Annotated in this window: 25 protein-coding genes; 19 read left to right on the top strand and 6 right to left on the bottom strand. The window is 57.6% G+C overall.

Annotated features, from left to right (window positions below):
* Positions 1-5 precede the first annotated feature (5 nt).
* The 12 genes from AC2FAJ_RS11565 (at position 6) to AC2FAJ_RS11510 (ending at position 13213) form a co-directional block, all read left to right on the top strand.
* A complete protein-coding gene (locus AC2FAJ_RS11565; protein ID WP_309257906.1) occupies positions 6-386 on the top strand; it encodes a 5-carboxymethyl-2-hydroxymuconate Delta-isomerase in 381 nt (126 codons plus the stop codon).
* 8 nt (positions 387-394) lie between these two features.
* Entirely contained in the window at positions 395-1198 is an 804-nt protein-coding gene (gene hpaH / locus AC2FAJ_RS11560) for a 2-oxo-hept-4-ene-1,7-dioate hydratase (protein ID WP_485454172.1), read from the top strand.
* A gap of 10 nt (positions 1199-1208) precedes the next feature.
* Entirely contained in the window at positions 1209-2003 is a 795-nt protein-coding gene (gene hpaI, locus AC2FAJ_RS11555; protein ID WP_309257905.1) for a 4-hydroxy-2-oxoheptanedioate aldolase, read from the top strand.
* A gap of 21 nt (positions 2004-2024) precedes the next feature.
* Positions 2025-3368 carry a 4-hydroxyphenylacetate permease gene (gene hpaX, locus AC2FAJ_RS11550; protein WP_485454171.1) on the top strand — a complete coding sequence of 448 codons (1344 nt, stop codon included), beginning with the start codon at positions 2025-2027 and terminating at the stop codon, positions 3366-3368.
* Positions 3340-4230, top strand: a complete 891-nt coding sequence (gene hpaA, locus AC2FAJ_RS11545) for a 4-hydroxyphenylacetate catabolism regulatory protein HpaA (RefSeq protein WP_485454170.1) — start codon at positions 3340-3342, stop codon at positions 4228-4230. Before hpaX ends, hpaA begins: the two co-directional genes overlap by 29 nt.
* A 195-nt stretch (positions 4231-4425) precedes the next feature.
* Entirely contained in the window at positions 4426-5988 is a 1563-nt protein-coding gene (gene hpaB / locus AC2FAJ_RS11540; protein WP_485454169.1) for a 4-hydroxyphenylacetate 3-monooxygenase, oxygenase component, read from the top strand.
* 17 nt (positions 5989-6005) lie between these two features.
* A complete protein-coding gene (locus AC2FAJ_RS11535; RefSeq protein ID WP_041911318.1) occupies positions 6006-6518 on the top strand; it encodes a 4-hydroxyphenylacetate 3-monooxygenase reductase subunit in 513 nt (170 codons plus the stop codon).
* Between the two features lie 176 nt (positions 6519-6694).
* Positions 6695-7612, top strand: coding sequence for a helix-turn-helix transcriptional regulator (locus AC2FAJ_RS11530; protein WP_041911319.1), 918 nt, complete (start codon positions 6695-6697; stop codon positions 7610-7612).
* A 191-nt stretch (positions 7613-7803) separates the two neighbouring features.
* Positions 7804-9957 (top strand): carbon starvation CstA family protein, encoded by a 2154-nt coding sequence (locus tag AC2FAJ_RS11525; protein WP_088204609.1) that lies wholly within the window; start codon positions 7804-7806, stop codon positions 9955-9957.
* Between the two features lie 54 nt (positions 9958-10011).
* On the top strand, positions 10012-10215 hold the full coding sequence (locus tag AC2FAJ_RS11520) for a YbdD/YjiX family protein (RefSeq protein WP_003856610.1): 204 nt from the start codon (positions 10012-10014) through the stop codon (positions 10213-10215).
* A gap of 10 nt (positions 10216-10225) precedes the next feature.
* Positions 10226-11179, top strand: a complete 954-nt coding sequence (gene yjiA, locus AC2FAJ_RS11515) for a GTPase (RefSeq protein ID WP_193358556.1) — start codon at positions 10226-10228, stop codon at positions 11177-11179.
* Positions 11180-11365: 186 nt separating this feature from the next.
* Positions 11366-13213: a 3'-5' exonuclease gene (locus AC2FAJ_RS11510; protein WP_193358557.1), complete on the top strand. Its 1848-nt coding sequence runs from the start codon at positions 11366-11368 to the stop codon at positions 13211-13213.
* A 77-nt stretch (positions 13214-13290) separates the two neighbouring features.
* Here the strand turns inward: AC2FAJ_RS11510 and AC2FAJ_RS11505 are convergent, their stop codons facing one another.
* Entirely contained in the window at positions 13291-14649 is a 1359-nt protein-coding gene (locus tag AC2FAJ_RS11505) for an esterase-like activity of phytase family protein (protein ID WP_485454168.1), read from the bottom strand.
* Positions 14650-15060: 411 nt separating this feature from the next.
* Here AC2FAJ_RS11505 and AC2FAJ_RS11500 point away from each other — a divergent pair, with 411 nt between their 5' ends.
* Together AC2FAJ_RS11500 and AC2FAJ_RS11495 are read left to right on the top strand one after the other, a co-directional pair.
* On the top strand, positions 15061-15606 hold the full coding sequence (locus AC2FAJ_RS11500) for a YfaZ family outer membrane protein (protein ID WP_028015391.1): 546 nt from the start codon (positions 15061-15063) through the stop codon (positions 15604-15606).
* On the top strand, positions 15606-15926 hold the full coding sequence (locus AC2FAJ_RS11495) for a hypothetical protein (RefSeq protein ID WP_028015390.1): 321 nt from the start codon (positions 15606-15608) through the stop codon (positions 15924-15926). The genes AC2FAJ_RS11500 and AC2FAJ_RS11495 overlap by 1 nt, the downstream gene beginning before the upstream one ends.
* Before the next feature lie 43 nt (positions 15927-15969).
* Here AC2FAJ_RS11495 and AC2FAJ_RS11490 read toward each other — a convergent pair whose 3' ends face one another.
* A complete protein-coding gene (locus tag AC2FAJ_RS11490; RefSeq protein WP_060573262.1) occupies positions 15970-17340 on the bottom strand; it encodes an NAD-dependent succinate-semialdehyde dehydrogenase in 1371 nt (456 codons plus the stop codon).
* A gap of 151 nt (positions 17341-17491) precedes the next feature.
* Between AC2FAJ_RS11490 and AC2FAJ_RS11485 the strand changes: the two genes are divergently transcribed.
* Genes AC2FAJ_RS11485 through AC2FAJ_RS11475 form a run of 3 tightly spaced genes read left to right on the top strand, consistent with a single transcriptional unit; the run spans position 17492 to position 20217 of the window.
* Positions 17492-18235, top strand: coding sequence for a helix-turn-helix transcriptional regulator (locus AC2FAJ_RS11485; protein ID WP_193358559.1), 744 nt, complete (start codon positions 17492-17494; stop codon positions 18233-18235).
* A gap of 47 nt (positions 18236-18282) precedes the next feature.
* A complete protein-coding gene (locus tag AC2FAJ_RS11480) occupies positions 18283-18936 on the top strand; it encodes a LysE family translocator (protein WP_485454167.1) in 654 nt (217 codons plus the stop codon).
* Positions 18937-18939: 3 nt separating this feature from the next.
* Positions 18940-20217, top strand: a complete 1278-nt coding sequence (locus tag AC2FAJ_RS11475; RefSeq protein WP_047363829.1) for a DUF445 domain-containing protein — start codon at positions 18940-18942, stop codon at positions 20215-20217.
* On the opposite strand, the gene AC2FAJ_RS11470 is transcribed toward AC2FAJ_RS11475, so the two are convergent.
* Positions 20198-21061 (bottom strand): LysR substrate-binding domain-containing protein, encoded by an 864-nt coding sequence (locus tag AC2FAJ_RS11470; protein WP_485454166.1) that lies wholly within the window; start codon positions 21059-21061, stop codon positions 20198-20200. The genes AC2FAJ_RS11475 and AC2FAJ_RS11470 overlap by 20 nt on opposite strands.
* A 97-nt stretch (positions 21062-21158) precedes the next feature.
* Between AC2FAJ_RS11470 and AC2FAJ_RS11465 the strand changes: the two genes are divergently transcribed.
* Entirely contained in the window at positions 21159-21467 is a 309-nt protein-coding gene (locus AC2FAJ_RS11465; RefSeq protein ID WP_028015385.1) for a carboxymuconolactone decarboxylase family protein, read from the top strand.
* Positions 21467-21847, top strand: a complete 381-nt coding sequence (locus AC2FAJ_RS11460) for a tautomerase family protein (protein WP_485454165.1) — start codon at positions 21467-21469, stop codon at positions 21845-21847. Before AC2FAJ_RS11465 ends, AC2FAJ_RS11460 begins: the two co-directional genes overlap by 1 nt.
* Here the strand turns inward: AC2FAJ_RS11460 and AC2FAJ_RS11455 are convergent.
* The 3 genes from AC2FAJ_RS11455 to AC2FAJ_RS11445 are packed head-to-tail and all read right to left on the bottom strand — an operon-like array spanning position 21838 to position 24426.
* Positions 21838-22902 (bottom strand): DUF2955 domain-containing protein, encoded by a 1065-nt coding sequence (locus AC2FAJ_RS11455; RefSeq protein ID WP_045259544.1) that lies wholly within the window; start codon positions 22900-22902, stop codon positions 21838-21840. The genes AC2FAJ_RS11460 and AC2FAJ_RS11455 overlap by 10 nt on opposite strands.
* Positions 22892-23959 (bottom strand): HlyD family secretion protein, encoded by a 1068-nt coding sequence (locus AC2FAJ_RS11450; protein WP_028015382.1) that lies wholly within the window; start codon positions 23957-23959, stop codon positions 22892-22894. Before AC2FAJ_RS11450 ends, AC2FAJ_RS11455 begins: the two co-directional genes overlap by 11 nt.
* The gene (locus AC2FAJ_RS11445; protein WP_028015381.1) at positions 23956-24426 is read right to left on the bottom strand and encodes a MarR family winged helix-turn-helix transcriptional regulator; all 471 of its coding nucleotides are present in this window, start codon (positions 24424-24426) and stop codon (positions 23956-23958) included. The genes AC2FAJ_RS11450 and AC2FAJ_RS11445 overlap by 4 nt, the downstream gene beginning before the upstream one ends.
* Positions 24427-24542 lie beyond the last annotated feature (116 nt).

Genomic DNA, 24542 nt, shown 5'->3' with positions numbered 1-24542 from the left:
TCGTTATGCCGCACTTTATTGCTGAATGTACCGACAACATCCGCGCGCAGGCCGACCTGCCGGGGCTGTTCGCCAAAGTGAACGAGGCGCTGGCCACCACGGGGATCTTCCCGCTCGGCGGCATCCGCAGCCGCGCCCACTGGCTGGACACCTGGCAGATGGCGGACGGTAAGCATGATTACGCCTTTGTGCATATGACGCTGAAGATCGGCGCGGGCCGGAGCCTGGAGAGCCGGGAAGCCGTGGGGGAGATGCTGTTTGGGCTGATCAAAACGCATTTCGCGGAGCTGATGGCAAGCCGATATCTGGCGCTGTCGTTGGAGATAGACGAACTGCATCCGACGCTCAATTACAAACAAAACAACGTGCACGCGCTCTTTCGCTGAGGTCTTTTATGCTGGACAAACACACCCATACCCTGATCGCCCACCGCCTGCATCAGGCGGAACAGTCCCGGGAGCAGATCCGCGCGATCTCGCTGGAGTACCCGGAGATCACCATCGAAGACGCCTACGCCGTACAGCGCGAATGGGTGAGCCTGAAAATTGCCGAAGGCCGCGCGCTGAAGGGCCACAAGATTGGCCTCACCTCGAAAGCGATGCAGGCCAGCTCGCAGATTAGCGAGCCGGACTACGGCGCGCTGCTGGACGACATGTTCTTCCACGACGGCAGCGACATCCCCGTCGATCGCTTTATCGTGCCGCGTATCGAAGTGGAGCTGGCCTTCGTGCTGGCTAAACCGCTGCGCGGCCCAAACTGCACGATCTTCGACGTCTACAACGCCACGGACTACGTCATCCCCGCCCTGGAGCTGATCGACGCCCGCTGCCACAACGTCGACCCGGAGACCCAGCGACCGCGCAAGGTGTTCGACACCATCTCCGACAACGCCGCCAACGCCGGGGTGATCCTCGGCGGTCGTCCGATTAAGCCCGACGCGCTGGATCTGCGCTGGATCTCCGCCCTGCTCTACCGCAACGGCGTGATCGAAGAGACCGGCGTCGCCGCTGGCGTGCTTAACCACCCGGCGAACGGCGTGGCGTGGCTGGCGAACAAGCTCGCGCCGTACGACGTGCAGCTTGAGCCCGGACAAATCATCCTCGGCGGCTCGTTTACCCGTCCGGTTGCCGCCAGCAGAGGCGACACCTTCCATGTTGACTACGGCAACATGGGCTCCATCAGCTGTCGCTTTGTGTAAGGAGGCGACCATGCAAAACGCATTCAAAGCGGCGCTGAAGGCGGGCCGCCCGCAAATCGGTTTATGGCTGGGGCTGACCAGCAGCTACAGCGCTGAGTTGCTGGCCGGGGCCGGTTTTGACTGGCTGCTGATCGACGGCGAGCACGCGCCGAACAGCGTGCAGACCGTCCTGACCCAGCTCCAGGCTATCGCCCCCTATCCCAGCCAGCCGGTGGTGCGCCCGTCGTGGAACGATCCGGTGCAGATCAAGCAGCTGCTGGACGTGGGGGCGCAAACCCTGCTGGTGCCGATGGTGCAAAACGCTGACGAGGCGCGGCTGGCGGTAAGCGCCACCCGCTACCCGCCTGCGGGCATCCGCGGCGTCGGCAGCGCCCTGGCGCGCGCGTCGCGCTGGAACCGCATCCCGGATTATCTGCATCAGGCTAACGACGCCATGTGCGTGCTGGTGCAGATCGAAACCCGCGAGGCGCTGAAAAACCTGCCGCAGATCCTGGACGTGGAAGGTGTCGACGGCGTGTTTATCGGCCCGGCGGATCTGAGCGCCGACATGGGCTTTGCCGGCAATCCGCAGCATCCGGAGGTGCAGGCCGCCATCGAGCAGGCGATCGCGCAGATCCTCAGCGCGGGCAAAGCGCCCGGCATCCTGATGGCGAATGAACAGCTGGCGAAACGCTATCTCGGCCTCGGCGCATTGTTTGTGGCGGTCGGTGTGGATACCACCCTGCTCGCCCGCAGCGCCGAAGCGCTGGCGGCCCGTTTTACCGACGTCATCACAGCAATTGATAACAATAAATCCGTCTACTAAACGTACGATGTGGAGCGCAACATGACGACCTCAACCCTGCATAATAAAAATGTAGAACATCGCGCAATAAATAAGCTGTTCCGTCGTTTGATCGTGTTTCTCTTTATCCTGTTTGTTTTCTCGTTTCTCGATCGCATCAACATCGGCTTTGCCGGGCTGACGATGGGCAAAGATCTGGGCCTCACGTCGACCATGTTTGGCCTGGCCGCGACGCTGTTTTACGTCACCTACGTGCTGTGCGGGATCCCCAGCAACATCATGCTGGCGAAGGTCGGCGCACGCCGCTGGATCGCCGGGATCATGGTGGTGTGGGGCATTGCCTCCACCTGCACCATGTTCGCTACCAGCCCCGAAACGCTTTACGTCCTGCGCATGCTGGTGGGCATTGCGGAAGCCGGTTTCCTGCCGGGGATTTTGGTCTATCTCACCTGGTGGTTCCCGGCCTATCACCGCGCCCGCGCCAACGCGCTGTTTATGATCGCCATGCCGGTGACCATGATGCTTGGCTCGATCCTCTCCGGGTATATTCTGGCGATGGACGGGCTGTGGAACCTGAAGGGCTGGCAGTGGCTGTTTCTGCTGGAGGGGCTGCCGTCGGTGGTGCTCGGCGTGGTGACCTGGTTTTACCTCAACGACACGCCGGACCAGGCCACCTGGCTGGACGACGACGAAAAGCAGGCGCTGAAAACGATGATCGCCCGCGAGCAGGAGGTCGCCATCACCCAATCCGCCACGCCGCGCTCGACGCTGCGCGAGGTGCTGACGCCCGCCGTGCTGCTCTACACGCTGGCCTACTTCTGCCTGACGAATACGCTGAGCGCGATCAACATCTGGACGCCGCAGATCCTGCAAAGCTTCAACACAGGGAGCAGCAATATCGTGATTGGCCTGCTGGCGGCGATCCCGCAGTTTTGCACCATCCTCGGGATGATCTGGTGGAGCCGCCGCTCCGACAGGCTGAAAGAGCGAAAAAAGCACACCATCCTGCCGTACCTGTTTGCAGCGGCGGGATGGATGCTGGCCTCCGCGACCGATCACAGCCTGATCCAACTGCTTGGCATCATCATGGCCTCAACCGGATCGTTTACCGCCATGGCAATATTCTGGACCACCCCGGATCGGGTTATTAGCCTGCAATCCCGCGCGGTGGCGCTGGCGGTGATCAACGCCATCGGTAATGTCGGATCCGCCGTCAGCCCGCTGCTGATTGGGATCCTGCGCGACGCGACCGGCAGCTTCAGCTCCGGGCTGTGGTTCGTGGCGGGTCTACTGGTGGTCGGCGCGCTGGTGCTGACGCGCATCCCGATGACGCAGCGGGTTCAACAGAGGAACGATCATGTGCCAGAGCCCTATCGCCAACATTGATATCAGCAAGGAGTACGACGAAAGTCTGGGCACCGACGACGTGCACTATCAGTCGTTCGCCCGCATGGCGGCCTTTTTTGGCCGCGACATGCAGGCGCATCGTCACGACCAGTATTTTCAGATGCACTTTCTCGATACCGGACAGATTGAACTCCAGCTAGACGACCACCGCTATTCGGTGCAGGCGCCGCTATTCGTGCTGACGCCGCCGTCGGTGCCGCACGCGTTTATCACCGAATCCGACAGCGACGGCCACGTGCTGACGGTGCGCGAGGATCTCATCTGGCCGCTGCTGGAGGTGCTCTACCCCGGCACGCGGGAAGCGTTCGGCCTGCCGGGGATCTGCCTGTCGCTTGCCGACAGGCCTGACGAACTGGCGGCGCTGAAGCACTACTGGCAGCTCATTGCCCGGGAATCCACGGAACAGCTGCCGGGCCGTGAGCATACGCTGGTCCTGCTGGCGCAGGCGGTATTTACCCTGCTGCTGCGCAACGCGAAGCTCGACGACCACGCGGCCAGCGGGATGCGCGGCGAGCTGAAGCTGTTCCAGCGCTTTACCCAGCTGATCGACACCCACTATCACCAGCACTGGACGGTACCGGAATACGCCAGCGAACTGCACCTGACCGAATCCCGCCTGACGGACATCTGCCGCCGCTTCGCCAACCGCTCGCCGAAACGGCTGATCTTCGACCGGCAGCTGCGCGAGGCCAGGCGCCTGCTGCTGTTTTCCGACAGCGCGGTCAGCGAGATTGCCTGGCAGCTGGGATTTAAAGATCCGGCCTATTTCGCCCGGTTTTTCAATCGCCTGACGGGCTGCTCGCCCAGCGCGTATCGGGCGCAGAAAGTACCGATTTCCTGAGCGCATCGCGGTATGTAGGGCGGGTAAGCGCAGCGCCACCCGCCAAAAACCCGCACAGATCACAAATCCCAATCCCGCCCGAAAAGTACCCGCCGTTGTCCCAATCGTCCCTTCACGTTCCGCCCCTCTCACGCTTCAATTAAACAACAAAAACGAAACATAAATTTAACAACCATCTTCCGATACGAGGTCCCTATGAAGCCTGAAGATTTCCGCGCTGATGCCAAACGTCCGTTAACCGGCGAAGAGTATTTAAAAAGCCTGCAGGATGGACGCGAGATTTATATCTACGGCGAGCGCGTTAAGGACGTCACCACCCACCCGGCGTTTCGCAATGCGGCGGCGTCCATCGCCCAGATGTACGACGCCCTGCACAAGCCGGACATGCAGGACACGCTGTGCTGGGGCACCGACACCGGCAGCGGCGGCTACACCCACAAATTTTTCCGCGTGGCGAAAAGCGCCGACGACCTGCGCCAGCAGCGCGACGCCATCGCCGAGTGGTCGCGCCTGAGCTACGGCTGGATGGGCCGCACGCCGGACTACAAAGCGGCGTTCGGCTGCGCGCTGGGAGCAAACCCTGCTTTCTACGGTCAGTTCGAGCAGAACGCCCGCAACTGGTACACCCGCATTCAGGAAACCGGCCTGTACTTTAACCACGCCATCGTCAACCCGCCGATCGACCGCCACAAGCCGGCGGACGAGGTGAAGGACGTCTACATCAAGCTGGAGAAAGAGACCGATGCCGGGATTATCGTCAGCGGTGCGAAAGTCGTCGCAACCAACTCGGCGTTGACCCACTACAACATGATCGGTTTTGGCTCCGCGCAGGTGATGGGCGAAAACCCGGACTTCGCGCTGATGTTCGTCGCGCCGATGGACGCCGAAGGGGTGAAGCTGATCTCCCGCGCCTCGTACGAGATGGTGGCAGGCGCAACCGGATCCCCGTATGACTATCCGCTCTCCAGCCGCTTCGACGAGAACGACGCAATCCTGGTGATGGATAACGTGCTGATCCCGTGGGAAAACGTGCTGATCTACCGCGATTTCGACCGCTGCCGTCGCTGGACGATGGAGGGCGGCTTCGCCCGCATGTACCCGCTTCAGGCCTGCGTGCGTCTGGCGGTGAAGCTCGACTTCATCACCGCCCTGCTGAAGAAATCCCTGGAGTGCACCGGTACCCTGGAGTTCCGCGGCGTGCAGGCGGATCTCGGTGAAGTAGTGGCCTGGCGCAATATGTTCTGGGCGCTGAGCGACTCCATGTGCTCCGAAGCCACGCCGTGGGTGAACAGCGCGTACCTGCCGGACCACGCGGCGCTGCAAACCTACCGCGTGATGGCCCCGATGGCCTACGCGAAGATCAAGAACATCATCGAACGTAACGTGACCTCCGGGCTGATTTATCTGCCGTCCAGCGCGCGGGACCTGAACAACCCGCAGATCGACCAGTATCTGGCGAAGTACGTGCGCGGCTCCAACGGAATGGATCACGTCGAACGCATCAAGATTTTGAAACTGATGTGGGACGCCATCGGCAGCGAATTTGGCGGTCGTCACGAGTTGTACGAAATCAACTACTCCGGAAGCCAGGATGAGATCCGCCTGCAATGCCTGCGTCAGGCGCAAAGCTCCGGGAATATGGACAAGATGATGGCAATGGTCGACCGCTGCATGTCCGAGTACGACCAGCACGGCTGGACCGTGCCGCACCTGCACAACAACAGCGATATCAACATGCTCGACAAGCTGCTGAAATAGCGCAGCGGGAGGTTACAATGCATTCAGATGAACAACGCCTGCGTTTTCGCGACGCAATGAGCAGCCTGTCGGCGGCGGTCAATGTGGTCACCACCGAGGGCGATGCCGGACGCTGCGGCATTACCGCCACCGCCGTCTGCTCGGTGACGGATACCCCGCCGTCGGTCATGGTCTGCATTAACGCCAACAGCGCCATGAACCCGGTCTTTCAGGGCAACGGCAGGCTGTGCGTCAACGTGCTGAACCACGAGCAGGAGATCATGGCCCGCCACTTCGCCGGGATGACCGGGATGGCAATGGAGGAGCGCTTTGCCCTCTCCTGCTGGCAGAAAGGCCCGCTGGGGCAGCCGGTGCTGAAAGGCGCGCTGGCGAGTCTGGAAGGCGAGATTACCCAGGTGCAAACCATCGGCACGCATCTGGTTTATCTTGTCGAAGTGAAAAACATCATCCTGAGTGACGCGGGACACGGCCTGATCTACTTTAAGCGCCGTTTCCACCCGGTAATGATGGAGATGGAAGCCGTCGTGTGATCCCCCTCGCGCTGGCCTTTTTTCGGGCCAGCGCCGCTTTCTACAAAAATTCCTAAGGTTTCCGCTAAATCACGCCGTTATATATCCAAAAGAGAAATTTTCTGTGCCTGAATACTGACATCTCCGGTCAGTGCTTTTGCATTGTTCAGCGCATACCCAATATACAGGAAGACCTTATGGCTAAAACGACGCGGAGCCGCTCGGCTGAACGTCTGGTCGATATTCTCCTTGAGCTACATTTACACGGGGTGGTAAACCGCAGTGCGCTAATGGAGAGATTTAAAATTACCGAGCGTACCGTCTACCGGGATTTAAATGCGCTCTCGCCCATTGTTGAACATACCGGTAACGGGTTATATCGACTGATCCATTCCGCCCAATCTCCCGGCGGGCAGGGATTACATCATGCTCTGGCTAACTTCCTGAATGCCGATAACTTTTTCCCTGAAAGAAATACGGACTTCTGGCAAAAGCTGGAGGCGCGCGTCGACGAAAACCATATTCTTATCCTCGGTAATGACGCAGAGCACACGGTGCAGCGTGATATCCGCCGCCATTTAGCGAAAATCGAGAAATCGATTAAGAACCATAATGTCTGTCAGATCGTTTATAAGGGTAAAACCCGTCTGATTAATCCCTATAAACTCATTAACAAAAAAAATATATGGTATTTACAAGCTACCGAAAATAGCCGGTTGAAATCCTTTTCATTAAGCCAGATTAGCTGGTTTGATGTTCAAAAAACCTTTTTTACTCCTGATGAAAATGTTCGGGAACTGCTGGAAAAAAGCCTCGACCCGTGGGTGTCCGAAACTACTTTCACCGTGAAAATATTCATTAAGGATAATATTTCACATTACTTCCTGCGCCGCGATCTCCTGCCGGAACAGGAGCTGCTGGAGGAGCGGCGCGGCGGCGTCACGCTGCGCTGCCAGGCGGCACACGAAAACCAGATCCTGCCGCTGCTGTTCTACTGGCTGCCGAATATTCAGATCCTGGAGCCGAGCTGGCTGAAGGAGAAGCTCATCAAGACGCTGGAAAGCTACCTGTCGATGGAGCGCAGCCCGGAAAACCACGTGATCTCAATCACATAATTTCCCCGACCAGCGGCGAGCCTGAACCACTCGCCGCGTCCTTTGACCGCTCACCCGTCACTTTCAACCACTCACTCATTTACCGTCCTTTACGCGCGCGCGGATCTGGCACGATCGCTCCAGCATTAATCAATACCTCCTCACAACGAACCCTGACCCTTTTTTCTTTACATAAAAAACCAGGTCTTACTATGGATACTAAAAAACTACTTAAGCACGTGCCCTGGGCCTTACTCGGGATCCTCGGCGCTTTCTGTCTGGCGGTTGTCGCATTGCGCCGGGGCGAACACGTCAGCGCCCTGTGGATCGTGGTCGCGTCGGTTTCCGTCTACCTTGTGGCTTATCGCTACTACAGCTTATACATCGCGCAGAAGGTCATGAAGCTCGACCCGACGCGCGCCACCCCGGCAGTCATTAACAATGACGGTCTGAACTACGTGCCAACCAACCGCTACGTGCTGTTTGGTCACCACTTTGCCGCTATCGCCGGTGCTGGCCCGCTGGTTGGCCCGGTACTGGCCGCCCAGATGGGCTACCTGCCAGGTACGCTCTGGCTGCTGGCGGGCGTGGTGCTGGCGGGGGCGGTGCAGGACTTTATGGTGCTGTTTATCTCCTCGCGCCGTAACGGTTCGTCGCTGGGTGAGATGATCAAAGAAGAGATGGGCCGCGTGCCGGGCACTATCGCCCTCTTCGGCTGCTTCCTGATCATGATCATCATCCTCGCGGTGCTGGCGCTGATCGTGGTGAAGGCGCTGGCCGAAAGTCCGTGGGGCGTCTTCACCGTCTGTTCTACCGTACCGATTGCGCTGTTCATGGGCATCTATATGCGCTTCCTGCGCCCTGGCCGCGTGGGTGAAGTGTCGGTCATTGGTATCGTGCTGCTGGTCGCCTCCATCTACTTCGGCGGCGTGATTGCGCACGACCCGTACTGGGGCCCGGCGCTGACCTTTAAAGACACCACCATCACCTTCGCGCTGATCGGTTACGCGTTCGTTTCCGCCCTGCTGCCGGTGTGGCTGATTCTGGCTCCGCGCGACTACCTGGCGACCTTCCTGAAAATCGGTGTCATCGTCGGGCTGGCGATCGGGATTGTGATCATCAACCCTGAGCTGAAAATGCCGGCGGTGACGCAGTACATTGACGGCACCGGTCCGCTGTGGAAAGGCGCCCTGTTCCCGTTCCTGTTCATTACCATCGCCTGCGGCGCCGTGTCTGGCTTCCACGCGCTGATCGCCTCCGGCACCACGCCGAAGCTGATGGCTAACGAAACCGACGCGCGCTTTATCGGTTACGGCGCGATGCTGATGGAGTCCTTCGTGGCGATCATGGCGCTGGTTGCGGCCTCGATTATCGAGCCAGGCCTGTACTTCGCGATGAACACCCCACCGGCGGGTCTGGGCATCACCATGCCAAACCTGCATGAGATGGGCGGGGAAAATACCGCGCTGATCATGGCGCAGCTGAAAGAGGCCAGCGCACACGCGGCGGCGACCGTCAGCTCCTGGGGCTTCGTGATCTCGCCTGAGCAGATCATGCAGACCGCGAAAGACATCGGCGAACCGTCCGTGCTGAACCGCGCAGGTGGCGCGCCGACGCTGGCGGTAGGTATCGCACACGTGTTCCACAAAGTGCTGCCGTGGGCGGACATGGGCTTCTGGTACCACTTCGGTATTCTGTTCGAAGCGCTGTTCATCCTCACCGCGCTGGACGCCGGTACCCGTGCAGGCCGCTTTATGTTGCAGGATCTGCTGGGCAACTTCGTGCCGTTCCTGAAGAAAACCGACTCTCTGGTAGCGGGTGTTCTGGGTACTGCCGGGTGCGTAGGGCTGTGGGGCTACCTGCTGTATCAGGGCGTTGTCGACCCGCTCGGCGGCGTGAAGAGCCTGTGGCCACTGTTCGGTATCTCTAACCAGATGCTGGCAGCCGTTGCCCTGGTGCTCGGTACCGTTGTCCTCGTGAAGATGAAACGCACCAAATACATCTGGGTGACCGTGGTTCCTGCGTTATGGCTGCTGCTCTGCACCACCTGGGCGCTGGGCCTGAAGCTGTTCAGCACCAACCCGCAGCTGGAAGGCTTCTTCTTCATGGCTAACCAGTACAAAGAGAAGATTGCCGCAGGCGGCGCGGATCTGACCGCACAGCAGATTGCCAACATGAACCATATCGTGGTGAACAACTACACCAACGCGGGTCTGAGCATTCTGTTCCTGGTGGTGGTGTACAGCATTATCTTCTACGGCATCAAAACCTGGATGAAAGTGCGCAACACCGATGGCCGTACGGATAAAGAGACCCCGTACGTGCCGGTGCCGGAAGGCGGCGTGAAGACCTCTTCACACCATTAATCTGGTTGTATTCAGCCCCGCTTCGGCGGGGCTTTGTTCTTATCAGGATGGACTATGTTTGGTAACTTAGGCGAAGCAAAAAAATACCTCGGTCAGGCGGCGAAGATGCTGATTGGCATTCCGGACTATGACAACTACGTTGAGCATATGAAGACCAACCATCCGGATAAGCCGTACATGACCTACACCGAATTCTTCCGCGAGCGTCAGGAAGCGCGCTACGGCGGAAGTGGAGAAGGCGGCGTCCGCTGCTGCTAAAGGAGAGACCATGACCCCGATTGCCGTTACCCTGCTGACCGGTTTCCTCGGCGCCGGTAAAACCACCCTGCTGCGCCACATCCTGAACGAGCAGCACGGCTTCAAAATCGCCGTCATCGAAAACGAATTTGGCGAAGTCTCCGTTGACGATCAATTAATCGGAGACCGCGCCACGCAAATCAAAACCCTGACCAACGGCTGCATCTGCTGCACCCGCTCTAACGAGCTGGAAGACGCCCTGCTGGACCTGCTCGACAGCCGCGATCGCGGTGACATCGGCTTCGACCGTCTGGTGATCGAGTGCACCGGCATGGCCGACCCCGGCCCGATTATTCAGACCTTTTTCTCGCACGATATTCTTTGCCAGCGCTACCTGCTGGACGGGGTGATTGCCCTGGTAGACGCGGTCCACGCCGACGAGCAGATGAACCAGTTCACCATTGCCCAGTCTCAGGTGGGCTACGCCGACCGCATTCTGCTGACCAAAACCGACGTGGCAGGCGACAGCGAAAAACTCCGCGAGCGCCTGACGCGCATCAACTCGCGCGCGCCGATTTACACGGTGACGCATGGCGATATCGATCTATCCCAGCTGTTTAACACCAACGGCTTTATGCTGGAGGAGAACGTCACCACGAAACCGCGCTTCCACTTTATGGGAGACAAGCAAAACGACGTGGCGTCGATTGTGGTGGAGCTGGACTATCCGGTGGACATCAGCGAGGTCTCGCGGGTAATGGAAAACCTGCTGCTGTCGTTTGCCGACAAGCTGCTGCGCTACAAAGGCATGCTGTGGATCGACGGCGAGCCGAACCGCCTGCTGTTTCAGGGCGTACAGCGCCTGTACAGCGCCGACTGGGACCGCCCGTGGGGCGATGAAGCGCCGCACAGCGTGATGGTGTTTATTGGTATCCAGCTGCCGGAGGATGAGATTCGGGCAGCGTTTGCGGGGCTGAAAAAGTAAATAGCCGCTCCCTTGTCCGCGGGAAAGGGAGCGTATTTTTCTGAAGCAGATTTCCTCGTATCACGCTTTCTGTTTGCCATATTGTCTGTTAATGTCCTTAATAATAAAAAATCATATCTCAATTAATATTCTCTGAAATATTAATTGAACGGAATTATATAATTTTCATGAATTGGTAGGCGTAATATGGCAATCATTATTCCCACAATCAGCAGCTGTAGCGAGAAGATAACAGCGGGAGAAAAAAGGCTGGCAAGGCTTCTTGAGGGTGGGCTCAGCGAACAGTGTACCTGCTGGTACGACACCCGAATGGGAGACAGGCAAGAGCATCCTGATTTTGTGATTCTGGCACCGGAAAAAGGTTTGTTGTTTATTGAGGTGAAGGACTGGTTTATCACGAAAATAAAATCCGCGAATAAAACGCATATTGATTATGAGACTAAAAACGGCATTGAGCCCCTAAAAAACCCGCTCGAACAGGTTCGACAATATACCTTCCACATCATTGACAGCCTGAAAAAAGATCCTCTGCTTCGCCAGCAGCAGGGGGATTATGAGGGCAGCTTTATTATGCCGTATGGATACGGGGTGTACTTGAGCAATATCACCCGGGCGCAACTGGAAAAGAATTTTACACCCGACGAGCTGAATGAAATATTGCCCACCAGCCAGGTGATTTGCAAAGACGAGCTCACCGAGTTTATGACCCGGGAACAGATCTCCGCCCGGCTCGAATCCCTTCTCAGACATCGCTTCGTTCATCACGCTACCCCACAACAGCTCGACCGCATTCGCTGGCATCTTTATCCCGACGTACGTATTAACGCGTCCGTTACGCGAGTCGATCTGGATAATTTTACGTTCCACACCCCTGATGTGGTCTGCATGATGGACAGGAACCAGGAACAACTCGCCAGAAGTATGGGGGCGGGACACAGGGTCATTCACGGCGTGGCAGGATCAGGCAAAACGCTCATTTTGCACCACCGATGTATTGAGCTTGCCAACAACATTGAAAATACCAAACCGATACTCGTGATTTGCTACAACATTACGCTGGCCAAAAAACTTAAAGCGCAGCTCGAACAATATAGCCTCAGACTTCCAGTCGAAGTTATCCATTTTCATGCCTGGTGTTATCAGCAGTTAAACGCGAATCGGCGTCTTCCACCCAAGAGCAAAAACTTCATTGAGCTCATGGAAAATGCGCTGACGGTGGCATTTGACGATGGAGTGATAAAACCGGAGCAGTACAGCGCCGTTTTGATCGATGAAGGACACGATTTTAAGCCGGAATGGCTAAGAATCCTCGCTAAGATGCCGGACAATAAAGATAGCTCCCTGCTTTTCCTCTATGATGACGCTCAGTCAATTTATCAGAAAAAGAAAGCGCTCGATTTTACCCTCTCCAGCGTCGATATAAAGGCTCAGGGCCGCACAACGATTCTGGATACCAATTATCGCAATACCCGGCAAATACTCCATTTTGCCAGCAGCGTAGCATTTAATTATCTCAATAATCACATAGAAGCCTCTCTCAAATACCAGCAGCCTGCCGCAGGAGGGCTGTCAGGGCAGTATCCGGCGCTGGACAGCTTTGATAATCAGGACGAGGAGATTACACGCGTCCTTGATTGGGTCACAGAGCAGCGTCAGCAGGGGGTTTCATGGTCGGAAATCGCCATACTGTGCCCCTCCACCTACAGCATTTCAGGTATGCTCGGACCACGGCTCGAAGCCCGCAAGATCCCCTACCAGATGATTGTCTCCAGCGATGATAAAAAGCACTGGTCACCGCAGAATGATTTCCTCTGCGTCATGCCGCTGCCCAGCAGTAAAGGTCTTGAATTTCACTCAGTCGCCATTATGGATGCGGCAAAGGAAAGGGACAGTGAAGATCTGAGTGACGATATCAAGCGCCTTTACGTCGGTTTTACCCGCGCACGACAGAATCTTCTGGTGACAATGCACGGAACCGGAAGCCTGCGAGATCATCTGGTCGAGACCTGGGAAAAGAGCGTTAAAACGATCTAGCTGCTCCGCGTTGATAAATATCTGCACCGAACAATCCCCTCTCCCCTAAGGGGAGAGGGTTAGGATGAGGGGTAAAATTATTTCAACGCCTCCGGCAGCGTCACAATCCACAGCTCGCTCTCTGACTCCGGCTTCTTCAGCGGCTTCACGCTGAGCGTGGTTTCCACCGGTTTATCGTCCAGCGTCAGCTTGCCTTCCTCGTTAACCCGATAGTCCTTGAGCTTTTTGCCCTCGACCGGATGCTGAATCGCCACCTTCACGCCAAAGTCGTTATCGTTCGCCACCGCAAGCCGTTTGCCGTCGATCAGCGCCAGCCCTTCGGCCTTCTCCTGCTTCCAGCCCAGCGCGCGCAGATCGACGACCTGCGTTTTTGCAGCAAGGGTAATGCCGCGCTGTGCCAGGGTTTTCTCATCATCAAACTCCGGGTACTCGCCCGGCTTGTCGAAAGCGGTCAGGTCGCTCGCCTTGCTGAGATCCACCTTGTAGATAAGGTTACGCATCGCGTCATTTTTATCCTCACCCTGTTCAATCAGCAGGATGTGCTGGTCGTCCAGCGCCACGATGTCGCCGATTTTGGCGTCGCTGTTTTTGCTGTAGGCCGCGCTGTCGATGGGGTAGCCGTACATCGCCGTTTTCCCGGTCGCCGGGTCGAAGCTGACCAGACGCGTAAACAGCGCCTGCTTTTTGCTCTTACCGTCGATATCCAGCGTGCTTTGCACGGCGGCGATAATCCGCCCGTCCGGCATCCGGGTCAGGCCTTCAAAGCCCCGGTTCGGCTGGCGCCATTTGATAACGTTTGGCAGACCGCCCGCGATGGATTTTTCCCCTTCCGCCGCCTGCGGCCCGTGGATCGCCAGAATTTTCCCTTTGCTGTCGACGTTAATCAGGAACGGGCCATACTCGTCGCACAGCCAGAAACCGCCCTTGCCGTCCGGGGTGATGCCTTCCGTGTCCAGCCCGCGGTTGTCACCCTTCAGAATTTTAAGGGTATCGCTGAACGCCACCTCATTGGTGGCTCCAATCACGCCGCTTTGCAGCGGCAGGCCGTTAATCTCGCCTTTATCATCATGCAGCGGGCGGGCATCCGTTGTCTCCGCTTTGCCGTTCTGAACGCGGATGGTCATCAGCAGCGGCGCGAAATCCGGCGTGACAAAAATTTTGGCTTCGTTTTTACCCATTTTGGGCGCATCGGCGTTAGGACCGCGATCGGTCACGGTCGCGAAGGTCAGAGCATCGCCCTGCTTGCCCGTAAACAGCAGGCCGGAGCCAATCCCTACCGGGAGTCCATTCGGAAACGCACCGGCAAACGCGCCGCTGTATTTCACGTGTGAGCCGTCAGGGAAGCTGACAACATAGCGCTCAGCCGTGGGCTGCGCCGCCAGGCCAGAGAAAGAGAGCATACAGCCGATAAGCACAGGAATGATTTTTCTTTTCATATTGTTAGCATCCGGAAAGTGAAGCCCACAACGTAATGAACAAACGTGTCAGAAAAATGACATGGAAAGGAAACGTGGCCGGACATCTGAACGAATAATGACCATAAAAATGTAAAAATTTGTTTTTTTTATGTGATTTTAGAAATGGAATTGGAAATTATTAGAAGCGCAATTAATGCATATCAAATCACTATCCCTGCCTCGTTCAGATTTCGTTTAGTCAAAAAATTAAACTGTTCCTCAACACCTGAAATTTGCGCGTTGACACACCGACAACCCAACTTAAGCGTTACAAATAAAGATAAAAGAATTAACAATTACAGCATGAAAAGTCGATTTGCATCACATTTGCAGTCATAAACATCGCTTGTTAAGGTGCCCCCAGATTAATTTGATGATGAGGCACGAAACATGAAAAAACTGAACATTCTTCTTCTTTCTGCACTGACCGCCATTTCGGGTTCCGCACTGGCAATGGGCGGCAGCATTGAGCAGGGTAAAAACTTTACCAACCTCAACCTGGAAATGGGCAAATCCTCATCCGGTGTTTATCTCGAAAGTAACTGGCTGAAAAACACCGACGACGGTACCCAGACTGGTGGCGTGGGTGCAGGCTACAACCTGGAAGTGGGCCCGGTGATGCTGAATGCGGGCGCAAAAGCCATCTACATCGGCCCGAAAAAAGGCGATAACGGCGTGGCCTTCCCGATTGGCGGCGGCGTAAACGTTGCGCTGACCGACAGCATCCACGTCTATGGCGAAGGCTATGCGGCACCAGAAGGCCTGAACAATAGCGTGAAAAACTACGTTGAAGCTAACGGCGGCGTAAGCTGGACCCCAATCAAACCGGTTACGCTGAAAGTAGGCTACCGCCACGTGAGCGTTGACGGTAAAGATGGTCGTCCAAACCACACCCTGATTGATGGCGCATATGTCGGCGGTGGAGTTAGCTTCTGATGAAACACCGCATTACCGCGCTTTGCGTTCTGAGCCTCACGCTGATGCTCACCGGCTGCGTCCAGTACAAATGGGTAAAACCGGGCGTGAGCGACGCTGAAATGAATAAAAAGCTCACGGAATGCGAAGCGCAGGCCCTGATCGATCTGCCTCCGGATAACGTAGTGACCGGTTCGAGCTCGGAAAAAACGGATAAAAAGAACAAGAAAAAGGATATTTCCACGAGCTACACGGTTGAAGACGCGAATGAATATCGCCGGGATACGTTAGTCGACAGCTGCATGTTCAAAAGCGGCTGGGACAAGATCGAAGTACAGTAATCAACTGAAAAAACCTGCCAACCGGCAGGTTTTTTATTACCTCTTACTTACGCACCACCACCAGCTTCTGGTTCACAAACTCTTTGATCCCCAGATCCGACAGCTCGCGTCCGTAGCCGGAACGCTTCACGCCGCCGAACGGCAGCTCCGGCGCGGTATCGGTGAGCCAGTTGATGTACACCATCCCGGTCTCGATCCGCGACGCCATTTTCTTCGCGCGCTCGATGTCCTGGCTGAACACCGCCCCGCCCAGGCCGTAGTGGGAGTCGTTCGCCAGCGCGACCGCCTCGTCGTCGTTTTTCACCACGTACATCTGCGCAACCGGGCCGAAGAACTCTTCGAAGTACGCCGGGTTATCGCGGGAGATATTCGTCAGGATCGTCGGTTCGAAGAAGCTCCCGTCGCGCTGCACCGGCTTGCCGCCAAAGTGCAGCGTGGCACCGTTTTTCACCGCCTCGTTAACCTGTTTGGTCAGCGTTTCCAGCGCATCTTTAGAAGAGAGCGGCCCCAGCGTGGTGCTCTCGTCCAGCGGATCGCCAATCTTCACCTGCTTAAACGCCTCGGTAAATTTGCTCAGGAAGGCATCCGCAATCTTTTCATGCAGGATAAAGCGCTTCGCCGCGGTACAGACCTGCCCGGCGTTGTTGAGCCGCGCATTCACGCCAATCTTAACCGCTTTATCCAGGTCCGCGTCGTCCAGCACCACGAAGACGTCGTTACCGCCCAGTTCGAGGGTCGATTTCTTAATGTGCTTCGCCGCCTGCGCGGCCACCACGCTGCCCGCCTTTTCGGAGCCGGTTAGCGCTGCGCCCTGCACGCGATCGTCTGCGATGATATTCGCCACCTGTTCGGACGAGATAAACAGGTTCGTCCACGCCCCTTCCGGCGCGCCCGCCTCGCGCACCAGATGCGCAAAGGTCTCGGCGCAGTGCGGCACGATGCTGGCATGCTTGGCGATAACGGGGTTACCCGCCGCCAGGTTTGGTGCCAGGACGCGCATCAGCTGGTAGTACGGGAAGTTCCACGGCTCGACGGCCATCAGCACGCCGATGGGGTGATGCTCCACCCACGCTTCCCCAAGTTCAGAGTCGTACTTCACCGGGGCGAGGAACTGCTTCGCGTTGTCGGCGTAGTAGCGGGCGATCTGCGCGCAAAGCTTCACCTCGCCGCGGCTCTGTTCGATGAGCTTACCCATCTCCTGGCTGGCGATTTTGGCCAGATCCTCCACGCGCTCGTCGATCAGGTCGGCAAGCTTATGCAGCACCGGCAGGCGCTGGCTGATGTCGCCTTTCGCCCATTCCGAATGGTAAAGCGCATCGGCCGCCTTCAGCGCCGCTTCGATATCCGCGTCGGTATGTGAGGGGTATTCTTTGATGAGCTGGTTAGTGGCAGGGTTTACTGTCTGATAAGCCATGTCGAATCTCCTTGTTTTACCGCTTAGGGTATTAAGAGTAGTCAACATGACTGGCTGTGGACGTAAAGTTGGGTATATCCGGAAGGTTCTGAGTTAAGCAGTGCCGGACGGTTCGCTGACGTGGTATAAAAAACGTCCAGAAGGAGTTTCCATGACCGATACCCGACACGTTCGCCAGACTTTTCACCGCGCCAGGGGCCTTGAGCTGCGCAGCACCTGGCAAAGCACGCGGGCGTACAAACGCCACTGTCACCCTCAACTCTCCATCGGCGCGATTGTTGAGGGCCAGACCTGCTGCGTGTGCCATGACCAAGAGTACATTCTTCATCCCGGGGACCTCATTGCGATCCCGGCTTATGCGCCGCACAGTTGCAACCCCGTCGACGGGCAGCCGCGCAGCTACCATATGCTCTATATCGACACCGATCTTCCTCTGGCGCTACAGGTGATTCGTAACCCTGCCCTGTTTGCCCATTACCTGGACGTCGTTAAGACAATGTCTCCAGCGTCCGTGGAGGCGCTGCTTTCTGCCCTTCCCCGCTGCGCGGATAACGCAGACGCGCTTCGCCCAACCAGCCAGCATGTGCGGCAGGCGTTTCTTGCCGACCTGGCCGCACCGCCTTCGCTTGACGAACTTGCCCAACGCTTCTCGCTGCGCAAGGAGACGCTGATCCGTACCTTCCGGCAGGACACCGGCCTGACGCCGGGCAGCTTCCTCAACATCTCCCGCGTGGAGTTCGCCAAAGCGCGGCTACGTGCCGGGGACGACATCGCCGACGTCGGCTACCAGAGCGGCTTTGCCGACCAGAGCCATTTTCATAAGACCTTCGTCAGCTATACCGCCGCCACGCCGCGCCAGTACGCCACGGGCCGATCAATATCAGACAATAAATAGGTTCTGCAGCGCCGTAGCCTGTCCTCAGATGGTTAACTGAGGTCGCTATGGAACTGTTCTTCCCTTCCGCTTTTCTCGCTCTGGCGCTGGCGCATTTTGTTGCGCTGTTAAGCCCGGGTCCGGATTTTTTCCTGCTTGTGGGCTACGCGGCGCGCTATCGGCTGCGCGGCAGCGCCGGGCTGTGCGTCGGCATCGCCACGGGTAACGCGCTCTATATTGTTCTGGTGATTATCGGCTGGAGCGCGCTGCGCCAGTTTACGTGGCTGTTTACGCTTATCGAGGTATGCGGGGCGCTGTACCTGCTATGGATCGGCTCGCATCTGGTGAGCAGCCAACCGCAGGCGCTGACGCTTGCAGAAACCCGACAGCGGTGCCCTTCTCTGATGAAGCAGATCCTGCTGGGGCTGGGATCGGCGCTGTTAAATCCAAAAAATGCGCTGTTCTACCTGGCGCTGATGACGGCGTTACTCGGGCCGGACGTCACGCTGCTTCAGCAGGCGACCTGCGGCGTCTGGATGGTGATGGTGGTGCTGGCGTGGGATCTGGCGCTGGTGTCGATGATGGGGCTATCGGCGGTGCAACAGAAGCTTAGCCGTTCGCTGTGGTGGATTGAGCGCACGGCGGGCGTGGTGCTGATGGGGTTTGGCGGGTGGGTGCTGTGGCGATTTTTGCACTTTTCCCCCGCTTCCCTCTATCCTTAACCCATGGAAAAAATCGCTGAACTCAAACGCGCCAAGCTGCTGGCGCTGTCGCTGCTGCTGATTGCCGCCGCGGCCTTTGTCACCACCCTCTTCCTGCCGCAGACCTTCTGGGTGCGCGGCGTCAAAGCCATTGCCGAGGCGGCGATGGTCGGCGCGCTGGCGGACTGGTTTGCCGTCGTCGCGCTGTTCCGCCGGGTTCCCATTCCGTTTATTTCACGCCATACGGCGATTATCCCGCGCAATAAGGACCGAATCGGCGACAATCTCGGCCAGTTCGTGCAGGAGAAGTTTCTTGATACTCAGTCACTTGTGGCGCTTATCCGCCGCTATGAGCCAGCGCAGATGATTGGCGCCTGGTTCAGCAAGCCCGACAACGCCCAGCGCGTCGGGCTGCATCTGATGCAGGTGATGAGCGGTTTTCTCGAGCTGACCGATGACGGACGTATTCAGCGCCTGCTCAAACGCGCGGTGCATAAAGCTATCGACAAGGTAGATTTCACCGAAACCAGCGCCGTCATGCTGGAGAGCATGACCAAAAACAACCGCCATCAGGTACTGCTGGACGCCATCATCAACCGCCTGATTACCCTGATTCAGCGGGAAAGCACGCGGGAGTTTATTGCCGATCAGATTGTCCACTGGCTCAAAACCGAGCATCCCCGCAAGGCGATGGTGCTCCCCACGGAGTGGCTGGGCGATCAAAGCGCGGAGATGGTGTCGAACGCGGTGAACACGCTGCTGGACGATATCAGCCACGACCGCACGCACCAGATCCGTCAGGCGTTCGACCGCGCCACGCTGAAGCTTATCGACAACCTGAAAAACGATCCGGAAATGGCGGCGAAAGCCGACAACATCAAGCACTACCTGAAAAACGATGAGGCGTTTAACCGCTATCTGGGCGAGATGTGGGCTGACCTGCGCCAGTGGCTGAAGGCGGATATGCAAAGCGATGACTCGCGCGTGAAGCAGCGCATCGCCAACGCCGGGCTGTGGTTTGGCGAAACGTTAACAAACGACGCCAGCCTGCGCGCGTCGCTGAACGAGCATCTGGAGCAGGCCGCGCACCGCGTCGCACCGGATTTCGCCGCGTTCCTGACCCGCCACATCAGCGACACGGTCAAAAGCTGGGACGCCAAAGACATGTCCCGCCAGATTGAGCTGAACATCGGCAAAGACCTGCAGTTCATCCGCGTCAACGGCACGCTGGTGGGCGGGACGATAGGCCTCATCCTGTTCTTACTCTCGCAAGTCCCAACGCTTATCCATTCAGCGTCCTGAGGATCAGCGCCTTCATGCTGGTAATAGCTGCATCGGGGGAGGCGCTCCCCTGATGCAGCGCGATCCCCAGCTCTCCTGCATCTGGCAGCAGGTGGCTGTCGATCCGTAACGTCTCGGGCAGACCAATACGCGTGCGGAGCGTAATACCCAGCCCCGCGCTAACTCCCGCCCACAGCCCGCTCAGGCTATAGCTGGTATAAGCGATACGCCAGGGAATACCTGCGGCATCCAGTGCCGCGATGGCCCGGCTTCGCAGTAGGCAGGGCGCGTCAAACATCACCAGCGGCAGCGGCTCACCTCGTTGCAGAAGAACCTCAATGTCCTCGCGGGACCGGCAAATCCATGCCAGCGGTTCGCTTCGCACGTAGTCGCCTTCTCGACCTTCCTGCCAGACCAGCGCCAGATCGAGTTCATTCGCCGCCACGCCGCGCATCAGCGGCGGGTTGCGATCGACACGTGCCGTCATGCGAAGCTCAGGGTGTTGTCTGTGAAAATCGCCGAGGACCTTCGGCATCACGGACTCGCCAAAGTCCTCCTGCATACCCAGCCGCACCTCGCCCTGAAGCAACTCACCTCTGATAGCCCGGAGCGCTTCATCATTTAATACCAGCATGCGTCGGGCGTAGCTCAGCAGAATTTCACCCTCTCGGGTCAGTGCCAGCGTACGCCCCTGCTTAACGGTCAGAGCCACGCCACACTGCTGCTCCAGCTTTTTTAGCTGGGCGCTAATCGCCGACGTGGACCGACACAGCCTGTCCGCCGCCTCGGCAAAACTGGCGGACTGAATCCCCTCCACAAAGCTGCGCAGCGCGTCCAGGTCTAATGCTGAAAGGCGTTTATCCATATCATCCTCATTTTCAGGACATTCAGTCCTGAACATTGCGATTTTATTTATGGTGGCAGCCTGCGAGAGTGATTTCCAGACGACAGGAGGAATAAAAATGAGCACAACACTGAATCGCGACACGCTTGCGCAGGTTTCCCCTAAGCTGGCGGAACTGAGCCAGCAGGTACTTTTTGGCGATATCTGGCAGCGTCCGCAGCTAGCCCCGCGGGATCGCAGTCTGATCACGCTTGCCGCGCTGGCAGCCCTGGGGCGCACCGCGCAGCTTCCCTGGCATATCGGCTTCGCCCGGCAAAACGGCGTGACGGACGACGAAATAGCCGAAGCGTTTACCCATCTGGCGTTTTACGCAGGCTGGCCGGCCGCCGTCAGCGCGCTGAGCAGCCTTGCAGAGGAGAAACAGTAATGCCGTTTGTTCGTATCATGACGGGTGACCGCTATAGCGAGATGCAGCAAAAGCAGATCTCGGACATTCTGCACCTGGCGCTGACGGAAACCTTCGCCGTTCCCGCACAGGACAGATTCCATTTTTTTGAATGCTTCGCGGCCGGGGATCGATACATTGATCGGCACTATCTCAGCACGGGCAGAACGGAGGGGGCGATACTGTTTAATATCGTTGCTGGTAAGCCAAGGAGCACTGAACAGAAATCTGCCCTCTACCACCAGCTGGCTGCGCAACTGAATGAGAAGATGGGCATTGAAGGTGGAGACGTGATGGTCGTTATCCAGTTTACGGCCGCTGAGGACTGGAGCTTCAGCGGCGGCAAACGCTATCAGCCCTGAATGACGTAGCGCGTGGCGGCGAAACGGTTCAGGATCAAATGCACCAGAAAGACCATCGTCAGCGTCGCCACCAGCGAAAAGGTCACGGAGGTGATGCGATAGAGATCGCTGAACACCAGGTCGCTGTCCGGGTGCATGTTCTGCCCGAACATAATGCCGATGGTCGTGATGCTGGAAAACCCCACGCCCGCGCCCACTTTCTCCATCACGTGCAGCCGCGCGCCAAACGCCAGGCCGAGGCCAATCAGCGGCATCATCAGCAGCATATGGCTGCTGTGATCGTAGAGGATAAGCTGCACCACCAGAATGTAGAGGCAGCCCAGCACTACCCCGACCACGCGCCAGATGGAGCTCATCACCGCGCCGCGGTAGTGCATAGGGAACAGGATCAGAATCCCTGCCATCAGCGCCGAGAGCGAATCGCTTAAGTCGCTAATCTGAAACACCACGAAAATCATCGTCGCGACGCTGCCGGAGAGCAGCGACTCGTGGCGCACGCGGGCGTCGTCTTTCTCAATCAGCGGCGGCGGCTTGCGGGGCTCCACGTCCGGCAGCAGGTAGTTCATCAGCGCGCTCAGGCACACCGCCATCACGCTCGCTTCAATGTTGGAAAACAGCAGCGTGTGCCAGTTGGTGGTGGGGTAGCTCATAAAGTTGAGCATCACGCTCTGGCACACAACGCCCATCGAGCCGAACAGGAACAGCGGCCCTTTGCTCATAAAGCGAAAACGCATCACGTAAAGGGCAAATACCACCAGCGTCATGATGACCGGCCATTGGGAAAGATAGCCGATGATAATCACCATTTCGACGCAGTTCAGCGATGCGCTGAAGATAAACTGCTTCGCCACGTGGCGGTTAAACACTGGCACCAGCGAGAGGAGCATGATCGGATAGACCACGAAAAACACGCCGTAGCTGGTGTTGTAGAAGCTCGATATGCTCAGGGCAATCATCCCGGCAAAAACGATGCGCAGGGTCTGGCGAAAGTCGTTTGCCGTGTAGACGATGTTGCCGTGCGGGGTAAAGACCCGCGCCAGCGTATTAATAGACATAGTGAAGCAGGCTCACCAGGTGGATCTGCATTCCGGAGAAGAAGCGCGCAAACGGCCCTTCGCTATTGTAGAGCTGCACGGTCGCCCGCGCGCCGGTTGGCAGCGGCTTCGGCAGCGGCTCATCCAGCGTGACGTGAATGCGCATGCGCTGAGCGTCTCGTACCCAGCGGTTAGAGGTCTCCGGCTGGGAGAGCTGGCCGTTAACCGCCTCCTGGCCTGCGAGGATCCCCGCGTCGCTGCTGGCCACGTGGGCGCGGAACACCTGCCCCGGGAAGGCGTCAAACACCACGGCGGCATCGGTGCCCTGACGGGTATGGCGCAGGCTCTTCTCACGGAAATCGGCCACGATATCGGTCTGGTTGTTTACCAGCGCCAGCGCGGCGGAGCCGGATGAGGCGTAAAAACCGGGGCTTAACTGCAGGTTACTGACCGTGCCGTCCGCCTGGGCGTAGACCTTTGTCCAGCCGAGGTTCAGCTCTGCTTCATCCAGCGCGTTGCGGTATTTTTGCAGCGTCACGTTGCGGTGTTCTTCGCGCTCGCCGCGCTGGATGCGCAGGTTCCGGATGTTGGCCTGAATCGTGCTGACGGACTGCTCGCTGCTCTGCCAGGCGGTGCGGACCTTATCCAGATCCGCCTGCGATACGTTCTGTAACGTGCTCAGCTTCTGATAGCGTTCGAAGGTCACCTTGTCGTTACGTGCGGTCAGCACCGCGGTTTTCAGGCTGGCCTGCGCGGCGGCGATCTGCGCGTCCAGCTGTTCGTTAGAGAGACGCGCCTGCTCCAGCGCGATTTGCGCCGCTTCCACTTTATTGCGAAACGGCGTGTCGTCGAGCTCAAACAGCAGATCGCCTTTCTTCACCTGGCTGTTGTTGTGGACATGTACCGCCGCCACGTAGCCGGAGACGCGCGGAGAAACCGGGGTTACCACGCGCATGACGGTGGAGTCCGGCGTCAGCGGGATCCAGATATCCGCGACGACAAAATAGATAAACATCAGCAGGAAAGAGGCAATACTCACCCTTACCCAGCGGGCAAACTTTTGTTCAGGGGTCATTATTTTTCGGTCTTGTTGTCTTCTTCGCGGATTGTCCGCAAATTGCAGGCGATTTGATTTAACGTGGCGCTGAAAATCTCGATATGCTCCGGCGCGATGTGTTGCGATACGCGCGCCTGATAGGTCTCAATCACCTGAGTGAGCCTTTTTAAAATGGCTTTTCCCTCAGGCGTCAGCGTCAGAAGCCGGATGCGCTTGTCATAAGGCGATGTGGTGCGCAGCAGGTAACCCTGTTTTTCCAGCTGTGTCAGGGTGCGCATCAGCGGCGGCAGTTCAATACCCTGCACCTCCGCCAGCTCACTCATTGAGACGTTATCCCCGAGCTGATGAAGCTGCATCATCACCGTCCAGCTCGACTGGGTTAAGCCGGTATCGAGAATGGCATCATCGATCACCGCACGCCACTGGCGCACGATCATCGCCATCCGCATGCCCATCGGCCTGCGGCTAAACAGCGCTTCTTCACTCATGGGGAAACCTCTCGTCACACGCGGTCAAGATAATAGTTATCAGGGTAAGTATCAAGAAACGTGAGACGAAAGAGCAGGAATTGCGAAAACGATGTCTCCCTCTCCCTGTGGGAGAG

The sequence above is a fragment of the Enterobacter cloacae complex sp. 385G4 genome, from assembly GCF_057320665.1.
This window is presented reverse-complemented; position numbering and strand designations above follow the sequence as displayed.